Origin of the sequence: Psychrobacter sp. T6-6, from assembly GCF_052258185.1 — a bacterium.
Classification (GTDB): Bacteria; Pseudomonadota; Gammaproteobacteria; order Pseudomonadales; family Moraxellaceae; genus Psychrobacter.
On the sequence record NZ_JBQQEX010000012.1, the window covers coordinates 29,766 to 42,614 of the forward strand.

The 12,849-nt window shown below is 43.3% G+C and carries 14 protein-coding genes; 1 reads left to right on the plus strand and 13 read right to left on the minus strand.

Going from position 1 to position 12,849, the window contains the following annotated elements:
- Positions 1 to 16: 16 nt before the first annotated feature.
- The 11 genes from radA to ACTXGL_RS13065 form a co-directional block, all read right to left on the minus strand.
- Positions 17 to 1,453, minus strand: a complete 1,437-nt coding sequence (gene radA, locus ACTXGL_RS13015; protein WP_443527161.1) for a DNA repair protein RadA — start codon at positions 1,451 to 1,453, stop codon at positions 17 to 19.
- Positions 1,454 to 1,719: 266 nt separating this feature from the next.
- Positions 1,720 to 2,499, minus strand: coding sequence for an LPS export ABC transporter ATP-binding protein (lptB, locus tag ACTXGL_RS13020; RefSeq protein WP_443527162.1), 780 nt, complete (start codon positions 2,497 to 2,499; stop codon positions 1,720 to 1,722).
- An 88-nt stretch (positions 2,500 to 2,587) separates the two neighbouring features.
- Entirely contained in the window at positions 2,588 to 3,070 is a 483-nt protein-coding gene (gene lptA / locus ACTXGL_RS13025; RefSeq protein WP_319051574.1) for a lipopolysaccharide transport periplasmic protein LptA, read from the minus strand.
- A gap of 161 nt (positions 3,071 to 3,231) precedes the next feature.
- Entirely contained in the window at positions 3,232 to 3,816 is a 585-nt protein-coding gene (gene lptC / locus ACTXGL_RS13030; protein ID WP_443527163.1) for an LPS export ABC transporter periplasmic protein LptC, read from the minus strand.
- Complete coding sequence (locus tag ACTXGL_RS13035) at positions 3,813 to 4,379, minus strand: KdsC family phosphatase (RefSeq protein WP_319051560.1); 567 nt, start codon at positions 4,377 to 4,379, stop codon at positions 3,813 to 3,815. The genes lptC and ACTXGL_RS13035 overlap by 4 nt, the downstream gene beginning before the upstream one ends.
- 69 nt (positions 4,380 to 4,448) lie before the next feature.
- Positions 4,449 to 5,441 (minus strand): KpsF/GutQ family sugar-phosphate isomerase, encoded by a 993-nt coding sequence (locus tag ACTXGL_RS13040; protein WP_443527164.1) that lies wholly within the window; start codon positions 5,439 to 5,441, stop codon positions 4,449 to 4,451.
- Between the two features lie 223 nt (positions 5,442 to 5,664).
- The gene (hfq, locus tag ACTXGL_RS13045; RefSeq protein WP_443527165.1) at positions 5,665 to 6,189 is read right to left on the minus strand and encodes an RNA chaperone Hfq; all 525 of its coding nucleotides are present in this window, start codon (positions 6,187 to 6,189) and stop codon (positions 5,665 to 5,667) included.
- Positions 6,190 to 6,626: 437 nt separating this feature from the next.
- A complete protein-coding gene (gene miaA, locus ACTXGL_RS13050) occupies positions 6,627 to 7,799 on the minus strand; it encodes a tRNA (adenosine(37)-N6)-dimethylallyltransferase MiaA (protein WP_319051557.1) in 1,173 nt (390 codons plus the stop codon).
- A gap of 52 nt (positions 7,800 to 7,851) precedes the next feature.
- Positions 7,852 to 9,633, minus strand: a complete 1,782-nt coding sequence (gene mutL / locus ACTXGL_RS13055) for a DNA mismatch repair endonuclease MutL (RefSeq protein ID WP_443527166.1) — start codon at positions 9,631 to 9,633, stop codon at positions 7,852 to 7,854.
- Between the two features lie 50 nt (positions 9,634 to 9,683).
- Positions 9,684 to 10,214: a tRNA (adenosine(37)-N6)-threonylcarbamoyltransferase complex ATPase subunit type 1 TsaE gene (gene tsaE / locus ACTXGL_RS13060; RefSeq protein ID WP_443527167.1), complete on the minus strand. Its 531-nt coding sequence runs from the start codon at positions 10,212 to 10,214 to the stop codon at positions 9,684 to 9,686.
- Positions 10,214 to 10,819, minus strand: a complete 606-nt coding sequence (locus ACTXGL_RS13065; RefSeq protein ID WP_443527168.1) for a 6-pyruvoyl trahydropterin synthase family protein — start codon at positions 10,817 to 10,819, stop codon at positions 10,214 to 10,216. Before ACTXGL_RS13065 ends, tsaE begins: the two co-directional genes overlap by 1 nt.
- A 357-nt stretch (positions 10,820 to 11,176) precedes the next feature.
- Between ACTXGL_RS13065 and ACTXGL_RS13070 the strand changes: the two genes are divergently transcribed.
- Entirely contained in the window at positions 11,177 to 11,302 is a 126-nt protein-coding gene (locus ACTXGL_RS13070; RefSeq protein WP_443527169.1) for a hypothetical protein, read from the plus strand.
- Positions 11,303 to 11,549: 247 nt separating this feature from the next.
- Here ACTXGL_RS13070 and ACTXGL_RS13075 read toward each other — a convergent pair whose 3' ends face one another.
- Both ACTXGL_RS13075 and ACTXGL_RS13080 read right to left on the minus strand, forming a co-directional pair.
- Positions 11,550 to 11,882, minus strand: coding sequence for a YnfA family protein (locus tag ACTXGL_RS13075; protein WP_443527170.1), 333 nt, complete (start codon positions 11,880 to 11,882; stop codon positions 11,550 to 11,552).
- Positions 11,883 to 11,888: 6 nt separating this feature from the next.
- Entirely contained in the window at positions 11,889 to 12,701 is an 813-nt protein-coding gene (locus ACTXGL_RS13080) for a PhzF family phenazine biosynthesis protein (RefSeq protein WP_443527171.1), read from the minus strand.
- Positions 12,702 to 12,849: the final 148 nt, after the last annotated feature.

Below are 12,849 nucleotides of genomic sequence, written 5' to 3' on the forward strand. Positions count from 1 at the left end.
TTCTTCTTAACATTGGCTATAATTCAAACGCGCTTTCGATAGCATCGTCAAGACGCTCAACCGCAATCACATTGATTCCTTTGAACTGCGGCGCACCTTTAGCAGGCGCATTGGCTTTTGGAATAATCGCATGCTTAAATCCATGTTTCATCGCTTCTTTCAAACGTTCCTGACCATTAGGTACTGGGCGAATTTCACCAGAGAGACCCACTTCACCAAACACCGCTAATGACGAAGGTAACGGTTTTTCTTTAATACTTGAAGCGCATGCCAGTAGCACCGCTAAGTCAGACCCTGTCTCTATAACTTTGACACCGCCCACCACATTGACATAGACATCTTGTCCACTGGTATGAATCCCGCCATGACGATGCATAACCGCTAGTAGCATCGACAAACGTTGAAAGTCTAATCCTAATGCCATCCGTCTGGGTGAGCCTTGAGAGTCATCAACCAATGCCTGTACTTCTACTAGCAAAGGCCTTGTACCTTCACGGCTAACCATGACCACAGATCCGGCAACAGGCTTATCATAACGACTCAAAAATATAGCTGACGGATTGGCAACTTCTTTTAACCCCATATCAGTCATACCAAAAATCCCTAGCTCATTTACAGCGCCAAAGCGGTTTTTGACCGCACGAATCATTCGAAAGCGTGAGTCAGACTGACCTTCAAAGTACAGTACCGTATCAACCATATGCTCAAGCACACGTGGACCTGCTAGTGTGCCTTCTTTGGTCACGTGACCGACTAAAAATAGCGCAGTACCTGTTTGTTTTGCGTAGCGTGTCAAGATAGCAGCAGACTCTCTAATCTGGCTAACACCGCCTGGTGCTGAGTTGATGGCATCAGTATAGATAGTCTGAATAGAGTCAATGATAGCGATGGCTGGCTGCTCTTGAGTCAAAGCGGCACAAATGGTTTCCACGTTGGTCTCTGCCAATACGCGAAGCCTATCAGCAGGTAGGTCTAGGCGCTTAGCGCGCATAGCCACCTGCGCAAGTGACTCCTCACCTGTGACGTATAGTGCACTCCCTGCTAGTGATTCAGCACGCGCCATATTGGTTGCTGTTTGCAACAATATAGTTGATTTACCAATACCGGGATCACCACCGATCAGCACAACAGAACCAGCTACCAACCCACCGCCAAGCACTCGATCAAACTCACTGATGCCTGTTGGCAAGCGCGTGTCTAACGTGACGCTTACTGCATTAAGCGGCATTACTGCGCTATGAGTACCTGAGTAGTTACCAGCTGCTGCACCCGTATTACGAGGTGTGGCTCGACTCGGCGTAGACTTAGCACTACTCTTATTATGATGCGGCATGCTGACATTTGGGGCTTCAACCAAACTATTCCATTCGCCGCAATCTGTACACTGCCCTGCCCATTTACCAAAATGCGCACCGCACTCCTGACAGACATAACTGCTTTTATTTTTTGCCATAAATAATGAGCCTTATTCAGGTGGTTAGTCGAGAATAATCAATGAAGTATCGATATGTTTCGATAAGCGTTAGAGAGATAGAGTATGCAGCCATTGACGTTATCGGCTGTGTGTTACAGATGGGTTGATATTCAACGTATAAGTATTATGGTTGCTATTATAGCTATAGGAAATGTGCTTACTACTGGCTTTGTGAGTCAGTCCACAATACTAGAGCCAGCAGTCTGTAGAGATATAAGTATGAGAAAAAATATTAGGTTTTTAGACTATACTTGGAAGTCTTTACCTAAGTAGACAGATTTTACCAAATCATTATCCAATACTTCAGATGATGTTCCTTCGGCGATGATTGCACCCTCTGAAACAATATAAGCTTTTTCACAGATGGCCAATGTATCACGAACATTATGGTCAGTGATCAAAACACCGATACCACGGTTTTTCAGTGTTAAGATAACGTCTTTGATGTCACCGACAGAAATAGGATCTACACCTGCAAACGGCTCATCCAATAAGATAAACTTAGGATCAGCTGCCAGTGCACGAGCAATCTCACAGCGGCGACGCTCACCGCCTGATACGCTCATCCCCAGCGATGTACGTACATGTTCTAAATGGAACTCACCAATCAGTTTTTCAAGCTCCTGCTGCTGCTCAGCTTTACTTAACGCTGTACGAGTTTGCAGGATGGCTAATATGTTGTCTTCGATAGAGAGCTTGCGAAATATCGATGCTTCTTGAGGCAAATATCCAATGCCAGCACGAGCACGCTCATGCATAGCATATTTGGATAAGTCCATTTTCCCTAGAGTGACGCGGCCCTTATCCATATTGACCAATCCGACTACCATATAAAAACTGGTGGTTTTACCTGCCCCATTGGGACCTAATAGCCCGACAACTTGGCCCTGCTCAACAGAAAACGAGACGTCTTTGACGACCCAGCGTTTACCATAACGTTTGCCTAAGTTTTGCATCGTCAATCGAGCGACAGGTGCCGTATTGGTATTCAATGCTGAAGGGTTTGTATTTTTATTATCGCTCATAGCTCACTCTTACTTTCACAAAATTCAAGCACTGCCAAAGCCTTGTTTAGCTGCTCATATTTTAATCTTACGACCATACTGGCATAGACTAGCGTACACCGCTTTGGCTAGTATTGTTGTTAGGCGGAAACACGAGCTCTACTCGTTGATTACCACCAGCAGTTGCTTCGACATCGCCAGCTTTTAGGCTATAACGAATCACATTACCAGCAAAACTTGCCCCATTCTGTACCAGCTTAGCATTTCCCGTTAGCGTGATGATGCCGGATACTGCATTGTAATCAATCTTATTGGCTTGACCTTTGGCCAGTCCTTTTTCTTGCGTGACCACTTGCTGCATAGTGGCTGGACGACCTGTTGCTACCGCTGAGTTGATACTACGTTGCTGAGAGAGATTGACAGTGATGTTATCAGCAGTCATCTTAAATGTACCCTGAGTAATGATGACATTACCTGAATAACTGGTGACACCAGTACGCTCGCTATAAGTAGCCTTATCCGCTAGCAATTTTATTTGTTGATTGGCATCTGATGGCAATGCATGACTATATAACGGTAGCGCTAATAGCATAACTACTGGCACGGTACGTAAGTTGTGTAAGCAGCGTGATGATGCACGTAAAGCAGGCAAAAATTTAGATTTCATATAATGGCTCATTTCATAATTCGTGATAGAAATTGCAAACGTCATGCTAGCTGCTATTTTCACACAATGGATAAAAAGGTTATGGGTTAAAACAATGCTTTATCTTGACGATCAGCTGGCATAAAAGCGACCGCGACTTGACCAAATTCATACTCACCTGTTTCAAGATTGGCTGTCATACTAGACGCTTCAAAGCGGTTCATGCCTTGTTCGATTTGGACGGGTTCTTCACTGTAGACTTGACCTGACTTTGTATTGCCTTTTAGCGTAGTCCCCGTCACTTTTATCGGCTCGATATCGGATGCGTCTTTATTCCCTTCGCTCACCAATGTAAAACCACCTGACAGGCTTAACTCCCCTGTCTGTTGACTGATAGCGGCAGTGCCCGCTTGAATACGATAGCGCTGTTCTGTTGATGGCTCCCAATTCATCGTGATACCTGACATCTCATCTTGATCGGTTTCAGGATTATGAGTTAAAGACTCAGCAGTAAGCTCATACTCAGTTTCGCCTTCATCATTCGTTTGGACTGCTTTGATGTCAGTGGCTTCATAATCGACATCTGTCGTTTCAATATTGACTGGCGGCGTTACGTCGCCCTGCTGCTGAAAAAACCAACCAGCAATGCCTGCAATGATTAATGCTAGTACAATTAAAACACGTGTATTCACGACTGTTTATCCTGAGTTTGAGCTTCATCAAGCGTATAGCTCGCGATAAAGTCTTGATAATGTCCATGTCCTTTTAAGATGAGGTCACATATCTCACGTACTGCGCCAGTACCACCCGCTCTAGTGGTCACCATATCGCTACGCTTAATGACCTCTGCATGCGCGTTTGGCACTGTCGCAGCAAATCCCACTGTCTGCATCGCTTTGATATCTGGTAAATCATCACCCATATAAGCACAGTCGTCAGCAGTAATGTTAAGTTCAGGATCTAGAGACGATAACAGCTCGTTTAATGCAATGAGCTTGTCATCACGTCCTTGTACCACATGGTTAACACCCATCTCTGCAGCTCGTTTATTTACCATCGCACTACTACGACCAGTAATAATAGCGGTCAAAATACCATAACGCGCGAGAGACTTAACACCTACGCCATCATGCACCGAAAATGCTTTGGTCTCGATACCATTAGCATCATAGATGATTTGACCGTTGGATAAAATCCCATCGACATCCATAACCAATAGCTTTACTTGTCCAGCTTTTTTTATTAAGTCTTGCATTATTTTTCTCATCCTGACGGCTGTGTTACTGAGTATTTTATCTTGTCACATTATCGACGATCGATAGTATTATTTAACACCAGCTTGTAATAAATCATGTACGGTAATAATTGCTTCTAGATGGTCTTCATCATCGATAATCAGTAATTGACTGATACCGTTTTCATTCATGACGCTCAAAGCATCCGATGCACGCATGCTTTTGTTAGCACGGCGTGGGTTGCTGACCATCACTTCATGCATAGGTGTTTGTAGATCAATGCCTTTTTCTAACCCGCGGCGTAAATCACCATCAGTGAATACGCCAACAACTTTATCACTGTCATCAGTCACTACTGTCATACCTAATCGTCCAGCAGACATCGTAAATAGCGCTTGCTGTAATGGTGCTTGCTGATCGATCAGCGGTAGGTCTTCTGATTTGGTGTGCATCAAGTCTTCGACGCGCGTCAATAGCTGACGACCTAGGGCACCAGCTGGATGCGACAGTGCAAAGTCCTCAGAAGTGAAATTTCGCGCATGTACCAAAGCGACCGCTAGAGCATCGCCAAGTGCTAAGGTAGCGGTCGTACTCGACGTAGGTGCAAGGTTAAGCGGACAAGCTTCCTGTGATTGACCAAGCGTCAACACAATATCAGCGGCTCGTGGTAACATACCGCGTTTATCACGACTGATACTGATTAGAGGTATGTCAAGGTGCTTGACCACTGGCAAAAGCATTTTGATCTCATCAGACTCACCAGAGTTTGAAATAGCAAGCAGCACATCACCTTTTACGAGCATACCCAAATCGCCATGCCCCGCTTCACCAGGATGCATGAAAAAAGAAGGCGTACCCGTCGATGCAAAAGTCGCTGCTATTTTGCGTCCAATCAATCCTGACTTACCCATGCCAGTGACTACAACGCGACCCTGGCAAGCCAAAATAATATCGCATGCTTGTGCAAACCGATCATCGATCTGCTCTATCAGTAACGCCAATGCGGATATCTCGGTATTGATCGCTTCGATAGCAGTAGTAATGAATTGCTCATGGGTCAAATTATTTTTAGTATCACTCATGAATCTGCTCTATTTTTATGGTGAATCAGTATAGTATTTTACTATACTCTGCTTCATATTAATAATGGTCTACAAGATTTATAATACTGTCACAGTCTAATAGCTTTCCTAACAGCCATGAACCTGTTGATATAAAAAAAACCCACTATCGTAGCAGGTCTTCAATGGATACATCATAGCTTGATAGTGTATTTTATGCAGCACACTAAGATCATATAGCTATTTAGCTGTTGCTGTCATTTGATCCATCATCTGGCTTGTTTTCAAAGCCTGTATTGTCTGTTGATGCATCAAAGCCACGATCCTGACCAAAGCCGCCGCGCTCAAAACCGCGTTCCTGACCTTGACCAAAGCTACCACGTTCAAACCCACGTTCTTGACCTTGGCTAAAACCACCGCGGTTGAACCCACTGCGGTTAGAAGCAAAACCGCGTTCGTCAAACCCACCAGCAGAATTGCTACCACGTTCAAACCCACCGCCTTGATAGCCAGCTGGTGCCGCACTTTGAGGTTGTGTAGTAGAGCCTGTCGTTGTACTGCTACGTGGATTGCGTGCAGGTACAACTGTTGAGATTGCGTGTTTATATACCATTTGGCTGACAGTGTTTTTTAGAAGTACAACATACTGATCGAATGATTCAATTTGACCTTGCAACTTAATGCCATTGACCAAAAAAATAGAGACAGGAATGCGATCTTTGCGCAGTGAGTTCAAGAATGGATCTTGTAAAGTTTGTCCTTTTGACATGAAATCTCTCCTAAATATTATATAGTTATGTTTTGGATGCCAATTATTCTAAGTGTCAATTTAATTATAATGGCTAAAAGGTAGATACAATGGTATTTTTTCTTTGTAAAACGTATCTAAATCAATATTGGTTGCTCTTAAGTGATTCCACTTTATCGCGAATACATTGTTATTGTAAATAAGTAAGTAACTACTTGTTTCATTAATTATTTTTATCTACAAAAGTCAATTATTACTGGTTTGTGGCGTAGAAACTTGGCAAGAAGCATTGTGCCTTGCTCCATTTTCAGCCAATTCAAGGTATAACAGCTATCTATGCTAGTTTTTGAAACTAATGGTGATTACTTTCTTATACATACGTGGTATTCGTTATAGTAGTCAATCGTACATATGATATGCGCACAATAAATTAACAGTCAAAAATTATATTTATATATCTATTTGTATAAGTAATCTCTTGCTTGCGCCATTGTAGCAAATGTTTGCAACACTATATTACTATCAACAAGTTCGGTAGTGGGGTCACAACCTACTGCGTTATCTAACGAAGTATTAGGCAACTGCATAACTTTTCGTAACCATGTGTACTGACGCTTGGCCAGCTGTCTCGTAGCATATAATGCCTTATTTTGCATTTCCTGACAAGCAAGTGCCTCAGCCTCGTGAGTTGTTGGCATTGACTGAGCAGTTGATTGCATCATGCTATATTGCGATTTGTTTTCTCTGGTTAGACTATCATTCTCTTCAAAAGCGTCATAAAACTGAGCTTTATCTAAGTGCGGTTTATCAAATATCTCATGATCAATATGAACCAAATACTCTAATACTTGTCGATAGCCGACGCAGCGCATCGAGGGCATGTTAGGTGTCAACGAATATTTCTCAAGTAAGCCAATAACCTCAGTTACTAGCCCATCATTCCACATAATATCTAGACGTTGTTCAATACGTGCGTGCAGCCATGGACGGTCAGGCATAACCGATAACGCATACCACTGCTGAGCTGGATTATGTGCCAGCGCTTGTTTTGGTTGACGCTGCCACTCACTTATCGGCTTATTTGTCTGCAAATAGACTTCAATCGCGCGGGTAATACGCTGGGTATCAGTAGCGTTCAAACGCTCATAACTTATCGGGTCGATGTTACCCAGATAGTCATACAGTGCCGAAATCCCCTCTTGCTGGCGCCATTGTTCGACGCGCGCACGTACACTATCATCACTATCAGGCACTGGAGATAACCCATCGAGTAATGCCATGTAATACATCATTGTACCACCTACCAACAGCGGTATCTTTTTGCGCTCATGACACTCATCAATAAGGCGTGCCACATCAGTGACAAATTCAGCAACGCTATAGCTTTGTGTAGGGTCAATGATGTCAACTAAATGATGAGGATAGCGTGCCAGCTCAGCCGCTGTTGGCTTGGCCGTACCAATGTTCATGTCACGATATATGAGTGCTGAGTCTACCGAAATCAGCTCATAACGCCCCGTATCGTATAGCTCATATGCCAATGCTGTTTTGCCGCTAGCGGTTGGTGCCATTAGACACACTACACTGTTATCCGGCAAGTTTTGAGATACGTTATCAGACGAGGAATGCATGGCGTTGCCTTTAGTCAAGTGAGGGTGGCAAAAGTGAAGCTCAGTTTAACAGCTATGATTTTGAAGATAGCATCAACGCTACTAGACGGCTGCTGTCTATGACTTTGAGCGAACTATTTTTTAGTATCTCAGTGAGATCGGTCTCAAACATTATAGAGTCCTGTGCAGACATTTGAGAGTTGAGCTCATTGAGTTGTTGATTGATATCGCTAGCACTGTTTGGCATTTGATTTTGATTAAATGCTTTGCTATCGAATAATTGCGATTCAAATAATTGATTCACCTTGGACTGCCAGTCTTTGACACTTACTAATAGACATTGACCTTGGTTGTAGAATAGCAACCAAGGCAATGTACTGTCATCTATGTTCGAGTTAATAGACGTAGCGGTTACCACGTTACCCAAACCAGTCACGATATCTAAGCAAACTGGTAATGAAAATGCGCGCAGTTTCATTTCAGCAGAATAATGTGGAGCGTCACTATTATTTTGATCTGTTGAATCACTAATGTGAGAATGTGTTGATTTTTGAGAGGATGTTTCTATTGGGTTTGATCTTGTTGGATCTGACTGATAGGACTGCCTAACAGACTGTACTTGCGGGCGACGTCTGTGAGTATCTGTAGGCTGCGTACTCGATGTGAACATTTCAGACGAGCGACCTGTAAGTGAGCCACCCATCAAAGCATTACCATCTGGTAGCTCTGAGCAAACCTCTTCAGCAGTATCAACCATCGGCGTAGATGTGGTCTTGACCGTCTCAATCGTTTTCAACTGAGTGCGGATCGTATGGCTCAAATGCGCCATGATGTTGTTAAGTGGGCTTATTTTGATACGCTGTTTCGATGGATGAACATTGATATTTAACCACTGGGTTGGTAATTCAAAATAAAGCGCGTAACCCACACCTGCCAGCTGGGCACTCTGAGCCAGTTGACGCATCTGGTTACTAATCAAGGCCTCTTTTACCAATCTCCCATTCACATAGATCAGCTTCGGTAAGGCCGTTTGCTCATGATGCATCGGCCACAGCCAACCGCTAATCGAGGCTTGGCTTGTCACCATATTATCGTACGCTATGGGCTGTTGTATAAGGCTCGATAAATCTATCGATATGTTGAGTGCATCATCCGTCAGCGCCATACCAGTGGCTTGCTCTAGACGCGATAGTGGCAAACGTTTATTGTCACTACTACTGTGGGTGCTTGCAGAGAGCGATAGCCGTTTTTTATTATCATGACATAGTGTTAAGGCAACATCAGCTCGTGCTAGTGCAACTTCGCGAACAATCGTCTCGATATGACCAAACTCAGTCGCAATAGATTTCAGGTTACCACGGCGTGCAGGCACATTAAAGTATAGATCTTTTACTACAATGGTTGTACCACGATTATGCACGACTGGCGTCAGTTTTGGCGTATCATCCAGCACACCAGCGACCTGTAATTGGCGACCAATGCCACTATCATCATGGCTGCTCGTCAAACTTAAACGAGAGACAGCAGCCATCGCCGCTAACGCTTCGCCGCGGAAACCCAGCGTCGTGATACCGTGCAAGTTGGCAACATCAGCGACTTTGCTAGTAGCATGACGCGTGATAGCCATGACCATATCGTCAGGATGTATACCTGTGCCATTATCTACCACTTCTATCGTACCCATACCACCTTGGGTGATACTCACGTCAATATTGGTCGCACCTGCATCAATGGCGTTTTCAAGCAGCTCTTTGACTACTGCGGCTGGACGCGTCACGACCTCACCTGCTGCTAGTTGGTTAATGAGCAGCGGTGATAGTTTTTTGATACGGGTATAGAAATGGCTATCTGGCATTATTGACTGTCATGTTTTTGGAGGGTTTAAAGCGCATTGGTAAGCATTGTTTAGATTTTCAAGTTTGTTAAGTCTATACCTTGTGCTTGTCCTGTGTTCGATAATTGCAGTATCACTTGGCGGGCATCATTATCGGTATCATCGCTTTCGTCTTGAGTCATATCGATATATAAAGCTGGCAATGGTAGATAGCCATCAGCACGGCTTGCCCATTCGATAATAACGAGCGCTTCAGGCTCATCTAGATATTCATCAAACCCAATAAAAGAAAGCTCTTCTGGATCTTGAAGACGATATAGGTCTGCATGATACACAGGCTTGGTTGTACCGTTATTTTGCTCAACACTATAAGGCTCAACCAACGTGTAGGTGGGACTTTTTACGGCACCGGTATGACCAAGCGCCTGTAACCAATAGCGAGTTAAGGTGGTTTTGCCAGCGCCCAAGTCCCCTGCCAGCCATACACCACCCGCTAGTGGCAATGCTGCTAATTGCTTAGCCAATGACTGGGTATCTTGCTCAGAGTTCAGTATCAGCGTTTGCACAGTGCAATTATTTTTGATTGATTGGTCGTTATGCATTAGTCTGAACCTGCCTGTACTTGCATCGTCACCGTTGGATTAGTAAAGCTTTCACCGCGAATCAGCTTGGCATACAGATCAGAGTCAGTCCATTCAGTACGAACTTGCTCACTAAATTCAAAGTCCTCTAAGACCAGCTTACCCATTTGCTCGTTTGTCACATCGTCAGCGAAACACTGCGCGTAGCCTGTCGTCGTCTCATGAGCAATCACTGAATAAACACTAACATCTGCTTCGCCATTTTGCATCTGCGTCTGGCGCAGTATTTCTTGCGCCCAGAAAAATATCACACGTGAGAACTGTTCTGCCGATGGAGATACTGGCAGACTTATCCAGCGCGCGCTGAATTTTTTACACGCTGCAACATACTCAGGATCGTCTTTGTTCCAAAAACAAATCGCATGGTCAAAGCTGTCGATAATGTCTTTGATCGAAGATTTTAGCAGCCCAAAATCATAAACCATTTGCCCATGATCTAAACGATTAGCCTCTAAAATAAGCTCAATCTGATAGCTGTGACCATGAATTGAGTGCTTGCAACGCTCAGAGCTACAGTTGCGAACAATGTGAGCATTTTCGAATTTAAACAGTTTACGTATACGCATAATAGGGTGACCAAAACAGTGAGCACGATGGTGCTAAATGTTAATAAATAAAAGTTTGCCGCGTTTATTCATCGGCTTTTAGCCATTATAGCAAATCGCTATGTATCCGTAAGTAAGCACTTATAAATACCATGATTGATTGAACAAATTAGCTGTAATGTGATTTGGCTAACACAATGATTTTGCTAAAGAAAGTAGAAGAAATAAATCGTAGGCGAATTGTGCGAGTGCTATCTATTACTAACGCTTAAGCCTATACTCGATTCAGTAAGCGACTATGTTAATTGTCACCATACTTACTTTAAGTCAGCTCAATTGGCTTAACGGGTTGTATGCGTTATCTACAAAGGAGTTACCATGAGTAAGGGTCAAGACAGCAAGAAGAACATCAAAAAGAAGCCGCTTTTAACAGCTAAAGAGAAAAAAGCCGCCAAACAAGCTAAGAAAGACGGCAATAATGGCAGTATCCGAGACAAGCACTAATTTTATATATAGATACTAATCATATAGAACGGTTCATCAAATGCGATCATTTGGCGAACCGTTTTTTATTAGCGGCTATTTACTAACTAGGGTGTGTCTTCATTTTAAAAATGGTCATAGAAATGAGATAAATTGCCGTCAAACAAGGAAAATAGTCTCGATAATATCCAGCTATTTGACGCGGTTTGGCAAAATTTAGTCATTTTTAGTCAATTTAGATTACCATCGATTGAATTGAAGACATGCCCTAGGCACTACGCGGCGCAAACATAATGATCGCCATGCCAAGTAGCGCGACCACAGCACCTATTATGTCCCATGAAGTCGGACGAATACCATCGACAGCCCATAACCATAGTATTGCCATAAAAATATATACACCGCCATAGGCTGCATAAACCCTACCTGCAGCGGTCGGATGTAATGACAGCAGCCAAACAAACGCGACTAAACTCAGCGCGCCAGGTATTAGTAGCCAGATTGACTTGCCTTCTCGCAGCCACAGATAAGGCAGATAACACCCTGCAATCTCAGCCAATGCGGTCAGCGCAAACAACCCAACGGTTTTTAATTCTGTCAAACCTATCTACTCCTCAACGGTGATAAATCCAGTAAGATAAGGTACGGCATTGCCAGAAATGAGTACTCTATCCCCTACCACAGTACAGTCAAGCGCGCCGCCTCGGCTAGATGCTTGATAGGCAATCAATTCGCTTTTGCCCAAACGCTCTGCCCACAAAGGTGCAAGCCCAGTATGAGCCGAACCAGTCACTGGGTCTTCGTCACCGCCATTTGCTGGCCAAAAGTATCTAGAGACAAAATCATAATCCTGATACTTTTCTGAGGTTGCCTCACAAGTTACCACCACATCATAAGGTGCTAGCTGCTTCAATTTGTCATTATCACGCACAACATTCAATACGTCGGATTCAGAGTCATAGATAACAAAATACGCTTGAGTATTGCGATAGACTTCAGCAGGCATAATAGAAAGCCCTGCCAATAAGCTATCAGGAATCTCATCAATTTTTTCAGGCATTCTACTAGGAAAATCCATTTGTATCTTTCCTGATTCTGTTTGGACAATGGTAAGTATACCAACTGCTTTGGCTGAAAATTGAATAACCTTTACGTTCGGATTTTTCTTAAACAGCACGTAAGCAGAAGCTAAGGTCGCATGACCACAGAAGTCAATTTCAGTCAGTGGTGAAAACCAACGAATATGATAGACATCGTTATCATCAGTAACGATAAAAGCGGTCTCAGACAAATTATTTTCGGACGCAATAGACTGCATCAAAGTATCATCTAACCATTTATCTATCACAATAACCGCAGCGGAATTACCTTTGAACAAAGTATTAGTAAAGGCGTCAATAATATTTATTTCTAGTTGCATAGGATGTTCTCATTTTTATAATTTTTTAGAGATTAATCTTGGTCATCATTATCTTCGGATAAATCAAAATAAGAAATGGTTGACCAAAACTTAATACTTAGATCGATAGGCAATACTTTCGGTAACGTTGTACTGTAGCTAACCAGTA